The organism is Actinacidiphila glaucinigra, assembly GCF_900188405.1.
GTDB lineage: Bacteria > Actinomycetota > Actinomycetes > Streptomycetales > Streptomycetaceae > Actinacidiphila > Actinacidiphila glaucinigra.
The window spans coordinates 251,728-267,882 of the sequence record NZ_FZOF01000002.1 but is presented as its reverse complement, the minus strand read 5'-3'; the positions used below and the strand labels follow the sequence as shown (position 1 = coordinate 267,882).

At 74.1% G+C, this 16,155-nt stretch carries 19 protein-coding genes; 8 read left to right on the top strand and 11 right to left on the bottom strand.

Features of this window, described 5'->3' with window-relative positions:
- Positions 1–70: 70 nt before the first annotated feature.
- Positions 71–928, bottom strand: coding sequence for a helix-turn-helix domain-containing protein (locus CHF15_RS05190; protein WP_089222406.1), 858 nt, complete (start codon positions 926–928; stop codon positions 71–73).
- 247 nt (positions 929–1,175) lie between these two features.
- Positions 1,176–1,886: a GOLPH3/VPS74 family protein gene (locus CHF15_RS05185; protein ID WP_026251155.1), complete on the bottom strand. Its 711-nt coding sequence runs from the start codon at positions 1,884–1,886 to the stop codon at positions 1,176–1,178.
- A 250-nt stretch (positions 1,887–2,136) separates the two neighbouring features.
- Between CHF15_RS05185 and CHF15_RS05180 the strand changes: the two genes are divergently transcribed.
- Positions 2,137–4,623 (top strand): hypothetical protein, encoded by a 2,487-nt coding sequence (locus CHF15_RS05180; protein WP_089222405.1) that lies wholly within the window; start codon positions 2,137–2,139, stop codon positions 4,621–4,623.
- A 58-nt stretch (positions 4,624–4,681) separates the two neighbouring features.
- Here CHF15_RS05180 and CHF15_RS05175 read toward each other — a convergent pair whose 3' ends face one another.
- Positions 4,682–4,870, bottom strand: a complete 189-nt coding sequence (locus tag CHF15_RS05175; RefSeq protein ID WP_089222404.1) for a hypothetical protein — start codon at positions 4,868–4,870, stop codon at positions 4,682–4,684.
- A 74-nt stretch (positions 4,871–4,944) separates the two neighbouring features.
- Entirely contained in the window at positions 4,945–6,135 is a 1,191-nt protein-coding gene (locus CHF15_RS05170) for a winged helix DNA-binding domain-containing protein (RefSeq protein WP_089222403.1), read from the bottom strand.
- Between the two features lie 157 nt (positions 6,136–6,292).
- Between CHF15_RS05170 and CHF15_RS05165 the strand changes: the two genes are divergently transcribed.
- A complete protein-coding gene (locus tag CHF15_RS05165) occupies positions 6,293–6,712 on the top strand; it encodes an SsgA family sporulation/cell division regulator (protein ID WP_089222402.1) in 420 nt (139 codons plus the stop codon).
- A gap of 36 nt (positions 6,713–6,748) precedes the next feature.
- Here the strand turns inward: CHF15_RS05165 and CHF15_RS05160 are convergent, their stop codons facing one another.
- The 3 genes from CHF15_RS05160 to CHF15_RS05150 form a co-directional block, all read right to left on the bottom strand.
- Positions 6,749–9,037 carry a heavy metal translocating P-type ATPase gene (locus CHF15_RS05160; RefSeq protein WP_089222401.1) on the bottom strand — a complete coding sequence of 763 codons (2,289 nt, stop codon included), beginning with the start codon at positions 9,035–9,037 and terminating at the stop codon, positions 6,749–6,751.
- Positions 9,034–9,243, bottom strand: coding sequence for a heavy-metal-associated domain-containing protein (locus CHF15_RS05155; RefSeq protein WP_089222400.1), 210 nt, complete (start codon positions 9,241–9,243; stop codon positions 9,034–9,036). Before CHF15_RS05155 ends, CHF15_RS05160 begins: the two co-directional genes overlap by 4 nt.
- Positions 9,244–9,596: 353 nt before the next feature.
- Entirely contained in the window at positions 9,597–9,992 is a 396-nt protein-coding gene (locus CHF15_RS05150) for a nuclear transport factor 2 family protein (RefSeq protein WP_089222696.1), read from the bottom strand.
- Positions 9,993–10,251: 259 nt separating this feature from the next.
- On the opposite strand from CHF15_RS05150, the gene CHF15_RS05145 reads away from it, so the two are divergent.
- Positions 10,252–11,610 (top strand): transaminase, encoded by a 1,359-nt coding sequence (locus tag CHF15_RS05145; protein ID WP_089222399.1) that lies wholly within the window; start codon positions 10,252–10,254, stop codon positions 11,608–11,610.
- Positions 11,611–11,615: 5 nt separating this feature from the next.
- Positions 11,616–12,056 (top strand): Lrp/AsnC family transcriptional regulator, encoded by a 441-nt coding sequence (locus tag CHF15_RS05140; RefSeq protein ID WP_089222398.1) that lies wholly within the window; start codon positions 11,616–11,618, stop codon positions 12,054–12,056.
- A gap of 13 nt (positions 12,057–12,069) precedes the next feature.
- On the opposite strand, the gene CHF15_RS05135 is transcribed toward CHF15_RS05140, so the two are convergent.
- A complete protein-coding gene (locus CHF15_RS05135) occupies positions 12,070–12,291 on the bottom strand; it encodes a cold shock domain-containing protein (RefSeq protein ID WP_018559937.1) in 222 nt (73 codons plus the stop codon).
- Between the two features lie 206 nt (positions 12,292–12,497).
- On the opposite strand from CHF15_RS05135, the gene CHF15_RS05130 reads away from it, so the two are divergent.
- From CHF15_RS05130 to CHF15_RS05120, 3 genes are all read left to right on the top strand, one after another.
- On the top strand, positions 12,498–12,848 hold the full coding sequence (locus CHF15_RS05130) for a hypothetical protein (RefSeq protein ID WP_245938667.1): 351 nt from the start codon (positions 12,498–12,500) through the stop codon (positions 12,846–12,848).
- 62 nt (positions 12,849–12,910) lie between these two features.
- Positions 12,911–13,495 (top strand): RNA polymerase sigma factor, encoded by a 585-nt coding sequence (locus CHF15_RS05125; protein WP_375816319.1) that lies wholly within the window; start codon positions 12,911–12,913, stop codon positions 13,493–13,495.
- Positions 13,496–13,506: 11 nt separating this feature from the next.
- Positions 13,507–14,238, top strand: a complete 732-nt coding sequence (locus CHF15_RS05120; protein ID WP_089222396.1) for a hypothetical protein — start codon at positions 13,507–13,509, stop codon at positions 14,236–14,238.
- A gap of 21 nt (positions 14,239–14,259) precedes the next feature.
- On the opposite strand, the gene CHF15_RS05115 is transcribed toward CHF15_RS05120, so the two are convergent.
- The 3 genes from CHF15_RS05115 to CHF15_RS05105 all read right to left on the bottom strand — a co-directional run bounded on the left by CHF15_RS05115 (position 14,260) and on the right by CHF15_RS05105 (position 15,661).
- Positions 14,260–14,559 carry a hypothetical protein gene (locus CHF15_RS05115; protein WP_143681524.1) on the bottom strand — a complete coding sequence of 100 codons (300 nt, stop codon included), beginning with the start codon at positions 14,557–14,559 and terminating at the stop codon, positions 14,260–14,262.
- Positions 14,560–14,751: 192 nt separating this feature from the next.
- On the bottom strand, positions 14,752–15,069 hold the full coding sequence (locus CHF15_RS05110; protein WP_089222394.1) for a hypothetical protein: 318 nt from the start codon (positions 15,067–15,069) through the stop codon (positions 14,752–14,754).
- Positions 15,070–15,094: 25 nt separating this feature from the next.
- The gene (locus tag CHF15_RS05105) at positions 15,095–15,661 is read right to left on the bottom strand and encodes a hypothetical protein (RefSeq protein WP_143681523.1); all 567 of its coding nucleotides are present in this window, start codon (positions 15,659–15,661) and stop codon (positions 15,095–15,097) included.
- Between the two features lie 121 nt (positions 15,662–15,782).
- On the opposite strand from CHF15_RS05105, the gene CHF15_RS05100 reads away from it, so the two are divergent.
- Positions 15,783–16,151: a hypothetical protein gene (locus CHF15_RS05100; protein WP_089222392.1), complete on the top strand. Its 369-nt coding sequence runs from the start codon at positions 15,783–15,785 to the stop codon at positions 16,149–16,151.
- The last annotated feature ends 4 nt before the right edge of the window (positions 16,152–16,155 follow it).

Here is a 16,155-nt window from a genome sequence, read left to right as displayed (position 1 = left end):
GTGGCATATTCCAGGAGGTCTTCCGCCCCACGGGGCCCAGGTGTACTCTGCGGCATTCCCTGCCGCAGAGTCAGCGTGCGTACTCTTTCGCGGCGTCCGCGATGAACTGCCGGCTCTGCTCCGCGCTGAGCGCCTGTGCCCGCAGGTGCTCGTACATGACGCTGTAGCCGTGCACATCCGTCGGCTTCTCCAGGTACAGGTCGCTCGTGACGCCCTCGATGTACACCACGCTGGAGTCGGTCGCGTCGGCGAACTCCAGGATCGCGAAGTTGCCCGACATGCCCGGGTGCGCCCCCGCGTCGTACGGCAGGACCTGGACCGTGACGTGTGCCTGGGTGCTCATCTGGGCCAGGTACTCCAGCTGTTCGCGCATCACGTCCCTGGTGCCGACGACGCGGCGCAGCGCGGACTCGTCCATCACCACCCAGAAGCGCAGCGGCGAGTCCGGGTCGGTGACGCGCTCCTGGCGGCGCAGCCGGATCTCGATCCGCTTCTCGATCTGCTCGGGCGTGGCCTCGGGGAGCGTGCCCTCGATGACGGCCGAGGCGTAGTTGCGGGTCTGCAGCAGCCCCGGCACGACCAGGGAGTCGTAGACGCGCAGGGACTCGGCCTCGGTCTCCAGGCCGATGTAGACGCTGTAGGGGACGTCGCCGAAGGCGTGCCACCAGCCCTGCTGCCGGGACTCGCGCGCCATGTTCATCAGGGAGTCGACGAGGCGGCTGTCCTCGACGCCGTACACGCTGCACAGGTCGCGCACGTCGCGCTGGCTGATGCTGCGGCGCCCGTTCTCCAGCCTGCTGATCTTCGACTGGGAGACCAGCAGCCGGGCGGCGACCTCCTCCGCGGTCATTCCCTTCTGCTCGCGCAGCTTGCGCAGTTCCGAGCCGAGTCGGCGTCGCCTGACGGTGGGATTGACGTTGGCGGCCACGGGATGTGCACCTCCGGTTTCCGGACTGGTCCGTGTTCTCTGCAGATATGTACTGCTGGTCAGCAGAGTGCCACTATCGGTCATCCCGCCGCTGGGAATTGGTCATATGCTGCGCTCTTCAAAAGAGCGGACAAACGGAAGCGCGCGGGGCGGCGGCCGGCGGTTGCCGGTCACCGCCCCGCGCGCTGCGGTTGCGGTGGGATCGCGGTCGTCACGGTGTCCAGGCCCTGCCGCCGGACACCCCGGGTCAGCGGACGCCGGCGCGGACCATGCCGTGGCCCGTCGCCCTGGCCGCCGCCGGACGCCCCTGGGCGGGGGCGCGTTTCGGCTGCGCGGCGGCACCGTTCTGCACGTCCATCACGGCGTGCGCGACGAGGCCGCCCATGGGGTCGTACCTGATCAGGTCACGGAGCCGCGATCGGGACGACCGGCCCTCGTTGCCCGGGTACAGGTGCTTGCCGAGCCCCACGGCATGGGCGATCGCGGCGAGCGCGGCGGTCCGCGGGTCCGGTGGCACCCCGGTGCGGATCGCGCTGTCCAGCCGGGCCCTGATCTCCCGGCTGACCTCGCTGTCGGTCGCCTGATAGCGCGTGGTCGGCAGCACCCCGCACATCTGCCCCGGCACGGCGTGCACCATGCCGCACCGTTCCAGATGCGTGAGATACGTCTGGCGCAGCCCCAGGCGGGGCCCGCCGATCCAGTGGACGGCGCGCACGGGGCTGCCGCGACGGCGCAGCAGTTCGAGCGCGGAGTCCAGGGTCGGATCTCCTGTCGGCCGTGGGTGCACCACGGCGATACGATCCCCGTCAGGGGCTATTCGTCCTGCGAGGGCCAGCTCCACTAGCTGTGCCCCGGCAAGACCAAGGTCGAGCGACTGCGGCTGCGCCGTGGTACCCGTGGCCGGGTCCAGGGCGAGAAGCAGTAGCTCCTCCGGAAGTGTTCTGCGGCTCCTGCCCATCCATGCCTCCCCGCGTGGATGAATGACAGGGTGACGCCTCTCACACCGGCCTGTCGAGAGCGCCTTGCCCGTTCGTGCGGGAACCGACTCATATGTCGTTCTCGTCTAGCACCGAGGGCGGCGGTGGCTCGCGGGGGGCCGGGGCGTCCCACGGCGGGTCTCGCGGCGGCTTCACGGCAGAGGCCTGGAAACTGGTGTAAGGGTGAGCGGGGCGCCGCGGCGGCGCACCGCGCGATGTGGAGGAGGTCCGGTGGCGGGCGAGTCCCCCGGCAGGGCGGAGCAGCAGGAGTTGTCGGGGGAGGGGACCGGAGGCGGGGCGGAGGATCCGCGGCTGACGGTCTTCCGCGGGGTCGTGGGAGCGCCCCGGAGCGCATCGGAACCGGCCACCGGTGAACCGGAGTTCGCGCCGGAGCCGCCCGAAGCGGAGGGCGCACCGGAGCCGGACCCGAGTGCTTCGGGTACGCCGGACGACGGAGCGGACGTGGACGGCGGGGCGCAGGATGCTACGCCGGACGCGGAGGACGCCCCTCCGGCCGACGACGCGGGGGACGGTGCGGAATCCCGTACCGGCGACGCAGTCGCCGAGGAGGCCGGCGCGGAGGAATCCGCCACGGACGGCGACGCGGACGGCGACGCGGACAGTGACGCGGACGGGGACGGGAGCGGGAAGCGGGACGGTGCCGAGGCCGGCACCGTCGAGGACGCGGGTGAGGAACCGGCCGCCGACGGGACGCGGGTGGAGGAGCCCGAGCCCGAGGACGCCGCGGAGCCCGAGCCCGACGCGGCTGCCGAGCCCGAGCCCGAGCCCGAGGACGCGGCGGAAGCCGAGAAGTCCGGCGGGCCGCAGGAGCGTTCCGCCACCGGGGAGGCCGGCCGCGGCGAGGAGCCGTCCGCCGGGGAGGCCGGCCGCGGCGAGGAGCCGTCCGCCGGGGCGGACGCCGAAGCGGAGCCCGGCGATGCCCCCGCGGGCGACACGGTCGATCAGGCCCCGGAGGAAGCCGAGGAGGACACCCCGGAGGACGCCCCCGAGGAGTCCCGGGACGACGCCCCGTCGGACGGGCCCGGGGGCGGCGGCGCTGAAGGCCCCTCAAAGGGCCCCGGAGGCGTCAAGGGCGGACCCGGGGCGCGCGAGGCGTCAGGGGGCGGACACGACGGCCCCAGGGCCGGGGAGGGCACGCTCACGCTGCGCGCGCCCCGTACGGAGGGCGCCGGCACGCCGGTCCGGGACCGCACCATGACCCTGCGTGCGCCGTCCGCCTCCGCGCCCGTCGCGACGCCTCCCCGGCCGAGCGGAACGTTTGTCCCGCTGCGGACCGACGACCGGCCGACCGCGGCCCCGCGGGCCCCGATGCCCGCGCCCACACCCGCGCCCACGCCCGCGCAGGGCACGCGGACCCCGCAGACCGCGGAGCCCGGCGCCGGTTCGCGGACGAAGCAGATGCCGCTGCCGCCCGACCCCGACGAGCCGCTGCGGCTGCTGGCCGAGCTGACCAACACCCCGCCGCCGCCGCAGACCCCGCTGCGCACGACCGTGCGGCGGGTCAAGATCTGGACCCCGCTGGTCCTGCTGCTGATCGTGGCCTTCTGCGTGGCGCAGGCGCTGCGTCCGCTGCCCGAGCCGGAGCTGGAGTCGACCGCCGAGACCTCGTACACCTTCGAGGGCGACGAGCTCGCGCTCCCGTGGCCCAGCGAGGGTCAGGCCGTCGTCGAGGCCGAGGGCCTCGGCCGCATGGGCGAGTTCGGCGAGCAGAAGCCGACGCCGATCGCGAGCGTCGCCAAGGTGATGACGACCTACGTCATCCTGCGCGACCACCCGATCAAGAAGGGCGGCAAGGGCGAGACCGTCGAGGTCGACCAGAAGGCCGAGGACCAGTACCACAGCGGCATGCAGGAGTCGGAGTCCGTCGTCCCCGTCACCGCCGGGCAGAAGCTCAGCGAGTACGAGGCGCTGGAGGCCGTCATGCTGCCCTCGGCCAACAACATCGCCCGGCTGCTGGCCCGTTGGGACGCGGGATCGGAGGCGGCGTTCGTGAAGAAGATGAACGCCGTCGCCAAGGAACTCGGGATGGACGACACGACCTACACCGACCCGAGCGGCCTGGAGGCGACCACCGTCAGCACCGCGAGCGACCAGGTCAAGCTGGGCCACGCGGCGATGAAGGACAAGGTCTTCGCGGAGATCGCCACCAAGATCCAGTACACGGACATCAACGGGAACATCCAGAAGAACTACAACCAGCTGGCCGGCTACAACGACATCGTCGGCATCAAGACCGGCACCAGCACCAAGGCCGGCGGCAACCTGCTCTTCGCCGCCTACCGCAAGATCGGCGGCACCAGGCAGCTGATCGTCGGCGCGATGCTCGACCAGCAGAAGGCGCCGATCATCGACACGGTCCTCGGCCGCAGCCGCACCCTGATCGACGGCACGCGGGACGCGCTCGCCTCGGCCTCGATCATCAAGAAGGGCGATGTCGTCGGCTACGTCGACGACGGCCTCGGCGGTCACACCCCGGTGGTGGCCGGGGAGGACGTCACCGCGATCGGCTGGGCGGGCCTCAAGGTCGACATCTCGGTGGAGGCCGGCAAGGCGGGCCTCCCGCACACCGCGAACGCCGGTGACAAGGTCGGTGAACTGGTCGTCGGCAAGGGCGACAGCATGGTCCGGGTCCCGGTCCTGCTGGAGACGGCCCTCGTCGCGCCCTCCTTCGGCTCGAAGCTCACCCGGGTCGCCTGACCCGGGCCGGCCCCGCCCGCGACGCGCGGGCTGCCCGGAGAACGGGCCGGCCGGACCGCTACACGTGGTCCAGCCGGCCCGCCTTCGCCTCCTCGACCAGCGAGCGGAACTGCTCGGAGCTCATCCGCACCCGCTGCCCGAAGTCGTCGGTCAGCACGACCCGCTGGTCGGCCGGCGCCGCCTCGTCCACGTACAGCGTGGGACAGCCGCAGTCGCAGTTGCCGCAGAACACCGCCACCTGTTCCATCGGTCCACCTCCGCCCGGTCCGCGCCCGGCCGGTCACCGGGCGTCATGGGCGGCATACCCGTCGTGACGGCGTTTCAGGCCGGCGGGGCCGGCGACGCGGACAACTCCCGCTCCAGCGGCGTCCGGAAGCGGGGCGTGACGCGGACGCCGTCCAGCCAGCCCCGCAGCCGGGCGGCCTCGGCCCCGATCGCGGCGACGGCCTCGCGGCCGGGGTCGGCGAAGAGGCGGTGGACGACCTCGCCGTCGGCGCGCTGCGCCCAGCCGCCGACCACCCGCCCGTTCCACCACACGGTGGGGCCGATGTTGCCCGACCGATCGAAGAGCGCCGCCCGCTCCCGCCCGTCCTGCGGCAGGTACCAGTCGCGCCGCTGCCAGCCCATCGGCGTCGGGTCCAGGGCGGGCAGCAGCGCCGCCCACGGCGGTGTCTCGGGGACCGGCCCGCCGTCGTCCGGCAGCACATGGCCGGTCTCCCCGTCGAGCAGCACCTGTTCGGTGCCTATCGCCGCGAGGGCCTTGCGGACCTCGGTCAGCGTCCAGCCCGTCCACCACTTCAGGTCGGCCTCCGTGCCCGGCCCGTACGCCGCCAGCCAGCGGCGCACCAGCTCGACGCGCGCCTCCGACGCCGGCGGCGCCTGGGTCACCGTGCCCGGGGCCCAGCGGTACTGACTGCTCGTCCAGCCGCCCAGCGGCCGTCTGCGGACGATGCGGCCCTCCGCCGCCAGCACCCGCAGGACGCGTGTCGACACCGCCTGGGTCGCCTCGTACGGCTTGCCGCGCGCCACCGTCACCCGCTCGCGCAGCTGGGGCACGTCGGAGGCGAGCTGCGCGGCCGTCGCCTCGCCGCGACCGGCCAGCGCGGCGAGCACCGACTCCTCCAGCTCCGCCAGCCACCGCTCGTCCCAGCCGCCGCCGTCGGCCAGATGCCCGAGCAGTTTCCGCCGCTCCTGCGCGGCGATCGCCCGGGCCGCGGCGGAGAGCACCACCGGCGCCGAGGCGGTGGCGACCACGAACATCGTCCGGCGCATCGCGAGCAGCCGCGTCAGGCTGCCCTCCTCGTACAGCGCCCGGTCCAGGGCCGCGGCGCCGGGCGCGCGCATCCTGGCCGCGGCCGACAGGTAGACCGTCGCCGGGTCCGTGCCGTGCAGCGCCACCAGCGACTCGGCGACCTCCTCGGGAGCCGCCGCCCGCCGCTGTGCCGTGAGCCGGTGCCGCACCGCCATGCGCCGGCGCCGCTCCTCGGCCCCCACCGTCCGTCGCGTGTCCATGGCTCATCGTGGCACGGCCCACCGACAACGCCCCGGACTCACTGTGACGTACATCACACAATCGGAGCCGCAAGTCGCGTAAGGACAGCGGCCGTCCGCGCTCTCCCAGGGCACCGGAACGCATCCGGAGCGCACCGCCCGCCTGCCGAGGAAGGCCATGCTGACCGACATCGACCACATCGTCAGGGCCCGTCTGCGCAGCCCGCGCTCGGGGCCCGGGGGCCGGGAGATCACCGCGACCCTGCGCTACCGCCGTGACGACCCGCTCGCCGCCCGGATCACCTTCCCCGCGGAGGTCTCCCTCGACGGCGCCGAGGTGACCTGGGTGTTCGCCCGCGGGCTGCTCACCACCGGCCTGTACGAGCCCGCCGGGGAAGGCGACGTGCACATCCGGCCGAGCGGGCCGGAGCACACCGCCATCGAGTTCCGCACCGACGAGGGCACCGCCCTCGTCGAGGTGCGCACCTCCGGTCTGCGGGGCTTCCTGGCCCGGGTGTACGAGGCCGTGCCGCCCGGGCAGGAACTGCGCCACCTGGACATGGACGCCGTCGTCGCCGCACTCCTGGACGAGGAGTGACCGCCCCCCGCGGTCCGGTGGGGGGCGGCCGTGGGGTCAGCGTGCGAGCGGCCGGAAACCGCGCAGACGGAGGGAGTTGCCGACCACGAAGACCGACGAGAAGGCCATCGCGGCGCCCGCGATCATCGGGTTGAGCAGCCCGGCCGCGGCGAGCGGCAGGGCCGCCACGTTGTAGCCGAAGGCCCAGAAGAGGTTGCCCTTGATCGTGCCGAGGGTGCGCCGGGAGAGCCGGATGGCATCCGCGGCGACCCGCAGGTCCCCCCGGACCAGCGTCAGATCGCTCGCCTCGATGGCGGCGTCCGTGCCCGTGCCCATGGCGATCCCGAGGTCGGCGCGGGCCAGCGCGGCGGCGTCGTTGATCCCGTCGCCCACCATGGCGACGGACCTGCCCTCCCGCTGGAGCCGGGCCACGACGGCGACCTTGTCCTCCGGCATCACGTCCGCGATCACATCGGCGGTGTCGATGCCGACCTCGGCGGCGACGGCCCGGGCCACCGCCTCGTTGTCCCCGGTGAGCAGCACCGGGGTCAGGCCCAGCCCGCGCAGCAGGCGGACGGCGTCGGCGCTGGTCGGCTTCACGGCGTCGGCGACGACGAGCACGGCCCGGGCCCGGCCGTCCCATACGGCCGTGACCACTGTGCTGCCCCGGGCCTCGGCCTCCGCCTTGGCGCTGGTCAGTCCCGCCGGCAGCGGCTCGGACGGCTCCTGGCGCCCGACGGTGACCTCGTGGCCGTCGACGGTGCCCCGCACGCCGAGTCCGGGCAGCGCGCGGAATCCCGTGACGGCGGGCAGGGCGCCGGTGCGCTCCTCCGCCGCCCGGGCGATCGCGCGGGCGATGGGGTGCTCGGAGGCGTGCTCCAGGGCGCCGGCCAGGCGCAGCACCTCGTCCTCCCGCTCGCCCTCGGCCAGGTGGACGGCGGTCAGCGTCATGGCGCCGGTGGTGACCGTCCCGGTCTTGTCCAGCACGATGGTGTCGATCCGCCGGGTGGTCTCCAGGACCTCGGGCCCCTTGATGAGGATGCCGAGTTGCGCGCCCCGTCCGGTGCCGACCATCAGCGCCGTGGGAGTGGCCAGGCCGAGCGCGCACGGGCAGGCGATGATCAGCACGGCGACGGCCGCCGTGAAGGCGGCGGCCGGGCCCGAGCCGTTGCCGAGCCAGAAGCCGAGGGTCGCCAGGGCGAGTCCGATCACGACGGGGACGAACACCGCGGAGATCCGGTCGGCGAGGCGCTGCGCCGCCGCCTTGCCGTTCTGGGCGTCCTCCACCAGGCGCGCCATACGGGCCAGCTGGGTGTCGGCGCCGACCCGGGTGGCCTCCACGACCAGCCGGCCGCCGGCGTTCACCGTGGCTCCGGTGACGGCCTCCCCCGGCCCCACCTCGACGGGTACGGACTCGCCGGTGAGCATCGAGGCGTCGACCGCCGAGGTGCCCTCCCGTACGACGCCGTCGGTGGCCACCTTCTCGCCCGGCCGCACCACGAACAGGTCGCCGACGGTCAGTTCGGAGGTGGGGACGCGCACCTCGCGCGCGCCGCGCAGCACGCCGACGTCCTTGGCGCCCAGCTCCATCAGGGCCCGCAGCGCGGCGCCCGCCCGGCGCTTGGAACGGGCCTCGAACCAGCGCCCGGCCAGGATGAAGGCGGTCACGCCGGAGGCGACCTCCAGGTACAGGTTGGCGGAGCCGTGGCCGGGGGTGACGGTCAGCTCGAAGGGGTGCCTCAGGCCGGGCACGCCCGCGTCGCCGAGGAAGAGCGCCCACACGGACCAGCCGAAGGCGGCCAGCGTGCCCATGGAGATCAGCGTGTCCATGGTGGTGGCGCCGTGCCGCAGGTTGGTCCACGCCGCGCGGTGGAAGGGCCATGCCGCGTACGCCACGACCGGCGCGGCAAGGGTCAGCGACAGCCACTGCCAGTTGCGGAACTGCAGGGCCGGGACCATGGCCATCGCGATGACGGGCACGGCGAGCACGACGGCGGTCAGCAGCCGCTGCCGCAGCGCCGTGAGCTCGCCCGGCTCGGACTCCGGCGCCTCCTGGGGCGCGGCGGTGACCGGCCGGGCGGGGAGCGCGGCAGTGTAACCGGTGGCCTCGACGGTGGCGATCAGGTCGCCGACGCCGATCCCGTCGCCGAACGCCACCTTGGCCTTCTCGGTGGCGTAGTTGACGGTGGCCGTGACGCCGTCCATCCGGTTGAGCTTCTTCTCGATCCGGGCCGCGCACGAGGCGCAGGTCATCCCGCCGATCGCGAGTTCGAGCTCGGTGACGCCCGCAGGGGCGGCCTGCGCTGCGATCCGCGGGGTGACCTGCTGCTGATCCGGGAGGGTCATGCCGGGCCGACCAGTTCGTAGCCCGCCTCGTCGACGGCGGCGCGGACGGCCGACTCCTCCAGGGGCGCGTCGGAGTCGATGGTGAGCAGGCCGGTCTTGGCGTCCACCGTGATGCCGGTCACACCGGGGAGGGCCGCGACCTCCTTGCTGACCGCGGACTCGCAGTGACCGCAGCTCATCCCGGAGACGCTGTAGCTGACAGACATGGGTTCTCCTCGTGCGTTCTGTGCGTGTTCCGGTGTACGGCGTCGGGCTCCGTGCCGTCCACCCACCACCAAACTATACCCCCTAGGGGTATCGTGGAAGGGGAGGGTGAGGGAGTGGGGGGCGGTGTGGCGCGGGGTTCAGCGTGCCCGCGGGCGCGAGTCGGGATGCCGGCCGCGGCAACTCGGCCCGATCCGCCCCGCCTTGGCCCCTCGGTCGCGACCGGCAGGGGAGGGCGTGGCCCCGCGTGATCTCGGAGCGGTCGTGCGCGTCGTGTCGCCACCCGGCCGCGGGGCGTGGCGCAGCTCGCCGACACCCTCGTCCCGGTCGTCAGCGCCGTACGGACGTGCCCCGCTCAGGACCAGAAGCGGTTGGTGGCCTCGAGGTCGCAGACGCACTCGTCCAGGTCCGTGATCCGGTCGCCGACGATCCGGAACACGATGCCGCCCGGCTGGTCGAGGTACTCGCCCCCGCGCTCGGCCGTGAGGTGGTGCAGGGCCATCGCGTGCCCGCGGCCGTCGACGAGCACCTGCCGCAACTGGACCCGCATGCTGCCGTCGGTCTCCTCGGTGAGCCTGCGGTAGTAGCCGATGATCTCGTCCCGGCCCTTGTAGTGCCCGGAGAGCGGATGGTCGCCGGGCGAGTGGTGGGCCGCGTCCCCGGACAGCAGGCGGGCCAGGGAGTCCATGTCGCCCCGGGTGAACGCCGCGTACGCCTTCTGGACCAGCACGGAGTGCGGGTGTTCCGTCATGGCCATCGCCGCCTTTCCCCGCCGTCCGTCCCCGGCCCGACACAAGCCACCCTGGCACCGGTCCCCGGTGAACGCACCCGCTGCGGCCGCCGCGTCCCCGGCGCGTCCGGGGGCGCCCTGGAGTGCGGTGGGTCCGGAGGCCCGCGGCCGCCCATCGGATAGGGATTCGATCGCCCGCACGATCGAATCGCGCGCCATGGGGTGACTGGGCAACGGAATCACGCGTATGGTCGGAGCCGCCCGTAGCCGAGGAGGCCCCATGTCCGTCGACCGCACCCGCCTGAAGGAACTGCTCGCGCGGGAGACCGCCGAGGCCGCCGCCCGCAACCCGAAGTCACGCGCCGCGTACGAGGCCGCCGACCACCTCTTCGGCCGGGTGCCGATGACCTGGATGAACAAGAACGCCGGCGCCTTCCCCCGCTATCTCGCCGGCGCCCGCGGCGCCCGTGTGACCGACATCGACGGCCACACGTACGTGGACTTCTGCCTCGGCGACACCGGCGCCATGGCCGGCCACTCCCCGGAGCCCGTCGCCGAGGCGATCGAGCGGCGCTACCGAGAGCAGGGCGGCGCGACCGCGATGCTCCCCACCGAGGACGCCGAGTGGGTCGGCGCCGAACTCGCCCGCCGCTTCGGGCTGGCCCGCTGGTCGTACGCGCTGACCGCGACCGACGCCAACCGGTGGGCCATCCGCCTGGCCCGCGCCGTCACCGGACGGCAGAAGATCCTCTTCAACAGCTACTGCTACCACGGCAGCGTCGACGAGTCCCTGATCGTCACCGGCCCCGGCGGCCGCGGCGGGGTCAGCCGCCCCGGAAACGTCGGCGCGCCCTGCGACGTCACGCTGACCAGCCGCGTCGCGGAGTTCAACGACCTGGAGGGCCTGGAGCGGGAGCTCGCCCACGGGGACGTGGCCGCCGTCCTGATGGAGCCCGCCCTCACCAACATCGGGATCGTCCTGCCGGAGCCCGGCTACCTGGAGGGCGTCCGCGAGATCACCCGCCGGCACGGCGTCCTGCTCATCAACGACGAGACCCACACCTTCTCCGCCGGGCCCGGCGGCGCCACCGCCGCGTGGTCCCTGGAACCCGACGTCCTCACCATCGGCAAGGCCATCGCCGGCGGTGTGCCGGCCGGTGCCTACGGCCTCTCCGCCGACCTCGCCGACCGCCTCCTGTCCCGCGGCGACCTGGACCTGGTCGACATGGGCGGGGTCGGCGGCACCCTGGCGGGCAACGCCCTGTCCGTCGCCGCCATGCGCGCCACCCTCGAACACGTTCTCACCGACGACGCGTTCACCGCCATGTCCGTCCTCGCCGCCCGCTTCGAGCGGGGCGTGGCCGACGCCGTCGCCGCCCACGGCCTGCCCTGGTCCGTCAGCCGCCTCGGCGCCCGCACCGAGTACCGCTTCGCCGCGCCCGCGCCGCGCAACGGCACCGAGTCGGCGGCCGTCTCCGACCCCGAGCTGGAGGACTTCCTGCACCTGTGGCTGGCCAACCGCGGCATCCTCATGACGCCGTTCCACAACATGGCCCTGATGTGCCCGGCCACCACCGAGGCCGACGTCGACACCCACAGCGCCCTCTTCGCCGCGGCCCTGGCCGAACTGGCAGGCTGAGCCCCGTGGACGACATCGACCGCGCCATCCTCCGCGAGCTCCAGACCGACGGCCGCATCCCGTACGCGGACCTCGGCCCCAAGGTCGGGCTCTCCCCGTCCGCCGCCCGCCAGCGCCTGCAGCGGCTGATCGACGGCAAGGTCGTGCAGGTGGTGGGCGTCACCGACCCGATGGCCATGGGCGGCCAGGCGATGGCGCTGCTCGGGGTCCGCGTGGACGGCGACCCGCGCGCCGTCGCGGACGCGCTCGCCGCCCGCGACGAGGTGGTCTACGCGGTGCTCACCGCCGGGCCGTACGCCCTCTTCGCCGAGGTCGTCTGCCCGGGCCCGTCCGACCTGCTGGACTTCGTCAACGACGTCGTCAGGACCGCCGAGGGCGTCGCGGGCGTGGACACCTTCCCCTACTTCGGCATCCACACCCACCGCTTCCTGTGGGACGTGGGCTGAGCGGCGGGCCCGGTCAGCCCTTCGGCACGACGCGCAGGGCGCGGTACTCGTACCCGTCCTGCGCGAAGCCCGGCGCCTCCCACTCCAGTGCCACCGGCTGGCCGGCGGACAGCGTGCGGAAGCCGTTCATCTCGATGTCGCTGTAGTGGGCGAAGCACCCCCCGGGCGTCTCCGGGCAGTCCAGCACGCCCCAGCCCTCTTCCTCGTACCACTCGCGTACGGTCGCATGAGCCATGCCCGCAGCCTAAGCGCGTCCGCGGCGTGCGGCTCCGCCGCCTCCGCCGCCCGGTGTAACGCTTTCCCGGCGCGCTGCGCCCCACTCAGTAGCCACACGCGTCACACGCGGACGGGGACGACGAGCGAAGGGGCACGATGAAGCAGGGCGTGAGCAGTCCACCGGCGGCGGTTCTGGGTCCTCGTCTCGCCGCGGATGTCGTGTCCATGGCCAGGGAGGGTTCCCGTGTCAGGCTCGACTACTCCCCGGCCAGCCTCGGCCTCGTCGACCGCGTCATCGAGGCGATCCGGGGCGAGCAGCCGCCCATCGAGGCCGTCACCCCCACGCTCCGCGGCTTCGGCGCCTACGCGGGGGAGGTGCTGGTCCGTACCGCAGGGGCGACCTGGGTGGACTTCGACGAGGAGCAGCGCGATACATTCGGCCAGCCGTTCGGTATCCGGACGCCCGACGGAAGGGTGTGGAACCCGCTGGGCAAGGCGGTCAAGCGCTACGAGAACGGGCCGGCGGACAGCCTGCGCCTCTTCTGCCTCTCGGTGGTGGGCCGGGCCGAGGTGTGAGGCCCGCCGCGCCGCGGCGCGGTGACCGGCGGCACGGGGCCGACGAGCACGAAGAGGACGCAGTGGGCAAGGCGGAGGTCCGCCGGCGCGACCGGATGGGCGAGGAGCAACTGGGCGACGCGGTCCAGCGGGCCCGCGCCGGCGACGAGACCGCGTTCGGCGTGCTCTACCGGGAGGTCCATCCGATGCTTCTGGGCTACCTGCACGGCCTGGTCGGCGACGACGCCGAGGACGTGGCCTCCGAGACCTGGCACGACGTCGTACGGGACCTGCGCGGATTCCGCGGCGACGGCCAGGCCTTCCGGGGCTGGGCCGCCACCATCGCCCGGCACCGCGCCCTGGACCACCTGCGCCGCATCAAGGCCCGGCCGCGCACCGGGCCCCTGGAGGAGCGCACCGCAGAGCCCATGACGCTCGAGGACGCCGGGGGCACCGCCCTGGAGAACCTGTCCACGCGGCGCGCGCTCGACCTGATCGCGGCCCTGCCGCAGGACCAGGCCGAGGCAGTGCTGCTGCGGGTCGTGGTCGGACTCAACGCCCCCGCCGCGGCCAAGGTCCTCGGCAAGCGCCCGGGCGCGGTGCGGACCGCCGCCCACCGGGGCCTGAAACGCCTCGCGGAGCGCCTCGACGGCGCCATGGAGAAGTGACGGACTGACGGATGAAGGACAGCCGAGCACACGACGAACGGATGGACGCGGCCCTGGCCGAGCGTCTCCTCGACGCGTACCCCACCGCGGCCGGCGACGGCCGGGCGGACGCTCTCGCACACCTCCTCGCGGTCGCCGCGGCACCCCTGCCGGGCGACCCGGAACGCGAGCGCGCCGCGCTGGCGGCATTCCGGGAGGCCCGGGCCGCCACGAGCGGGGGCCGTGGCCGCAGGCGGGTCCGCGGTGTCCGCCCCGCCCGGCGCACCAGGGCGGCCCTCGGCGGACTCGTCGCGGTGTTCGCGCTCGGCGGCGTGGCCGTGGCGGCGCAGTCCGGCTCGCTCCCCGGCCCCTTCCACTCGGGCACGGCCGGTCCCCGGCCGGTGTCGCCCTCCCCGTCCTCCGCCCCCGCGAACCCGGGCGGCGGCACGCGCACGGCGTCCCCGCGCGCGCCGCAGGGCACCACCGCCACGTCCACGGCCCCACCCGTCACCTCAGGCGGCCCGCACGCCTCGGTGCCCCCGCTTGCCGCGCCCACGGACGCCGGGTCGAAGGGACTGTGCCAGACGTACGTCAAGGCCGCCGAGCACCACAAGGGCGTCAACGCCGCGACCCTGGCCCGCCTGGAACGCGCCGCCGGCGGTGCCGCCGCCGTACCCGCCTACTGCGCCCGGCTCATCGGCGCCCCCGAGGTCACGCCGCCGCCGGTCCACCCGGAGACCCCGGAGGGCGGCCGTCACCGGTGACGGCCAGGGGCCGACGGGCCCTCAGCCCCACACGGAGCGGACGCCGTTGACCAGGTTGACGACCGTCCCCAGCACGAGGAACCAGCCGAAGCAGAGGTAGACCCGCCCCACGGTCCGGTTGCCCCGCGCCCGCGACGCCGCGGGGCCGGGCACCGGCGCGGATTCCACCCGCACCGGCTCTTCGGGGGCGAGCAGGCCCCGGGCCGCGCGGCGCCACACGCGGCCCGCCCGTATGAGCACGACAGCCACCAGGCAGCAGAACGCCGCCGTCTGGAAGTAGGTGCCGGGTGATGCCAATTGCGCCGAGGCGTAGCTCTGCATGAACGCGTGACCTTCCAGGATTCCGGACGCGCCGGACCGCACACCGGCCTGCCCGTGCCGACGGGCGAGGCGGTCGTGGACGGCCCGCCGGTGGTCTCGGCAGAGTGCCGTACGCGGTCATCTTGTGATGATCCGCAACGCAGGTCAACACCCGGAGCCCACGAGGAAGCCACCGCGCCGCACGGCGGATGGTTACGTGCCGAATTGCCCCGGCTCCGCGGTCCCTTCGGGCCCCTTCTGGCCGCCGATGCCCGGTGCCCGCCGGGCCGTGTCGACGAACCCCCGCGCGCGTTCCCCGGCCTCCTCGATGCCCTCCCGGGATGCGGCGAGACCCGGCAGCGCCTCGTCGCGGACGGCCGCGAGCGTGTACCGCCAGGACAGCGGTATCTCCTCGAGCAACAGTCCCGGTTCCGCGTGCCACTGCGCCGCGTCGGGCCGGACCACCTCCGGCCCGTCGTCCCCGACCTCGGACCCGGCTCCCCGCGCGTAGGCGACCAGACGACCGGGCACGACACACGGATCGAGACCCGCCCGATCAGCCCGGCAGCTCGAACGCCGCCCGCGCCTCGCCCACCGGGTTGCTCAGCTGCGACGCGGGGTCCGCGGCGAGGCGTTCGGCCTCGGCAGCGCCCCCGGCGGAGAAGTGCGCCGCGGTCCAGGCGGTGGCGTCGCCCTCGGGTTGCCACGAGACGTCCCTCACCCGGGTGGGCGACGAGGCCGGCGACACCGTCACCACCCCCAGCGTGATGACTCCGTCCAGCGCGGTGACGTCGTCACCCTTCGGTACGTAGTGCCCGCACCAGGCCGCCAGGCCCACCCGCAGCCCGCCGTCCACGCGGCGGATCTCCATCACCCGCTCGGTGCAGAAGCCCCGTGGCACCGCCCCGTCCTCCCCGCGAAGTTCGGTGCCGCCGAGCGGGCCCGCAGGGTCGTTCGTCAGATACCGGTCCACCACGGGCAGCGCCGCCCGCTCCCACCCGGGGACGACCTCCGGCGCCGCCGGAACGGCCCGCCCGTACAGAACACTTGCCGCCACCGCCGCGAGTCCGACGCCGCCCAGGGACACCCCGAGCCGCAGCCTCCGCGCATTCCCGCCATTCATGTGCCGCCCCTCCCGGGGAGGCAGACTCGGGGTCCCGCGAAAAAGTTCCCCGCTCCCCGGCCGCGTCCTGCCTAGCATGTGACCCGCGCCGGTCACGGGAACCGGCGGTGGGAGGGGCGCGATGGACGTCGAGTTCGTCATGGACTTCCTCGTCGAGCACCGGGCCCCGGGCGTCGTGCCCGGCTACGTCTCCGAGCAACTCCTGTCGATGTCGTGGATCCTCGACGCCGAGGACGTGGCCCGCATCGTCCACGTGGCGAAGCGGTGGCTGCGGTCCGACGACGCGTTCCGCGCGGCCGTGGCGATCGGCCTGGAGAACGAGACCTTTCTGGCCGACTCCTGGGAGGAGATCGCCGCACTGGCCGCACCCCTCAAGGAGCGGTTCCCTTCCATGGCCGCCGACGTGGACGCCTGGATGGCACGGGCCGAGCCGTCGTACGAGCGGCTGAGGCGCGGCTCCTTCTTCGACCGGGCCGCGGAGGGCAGTTGACCTC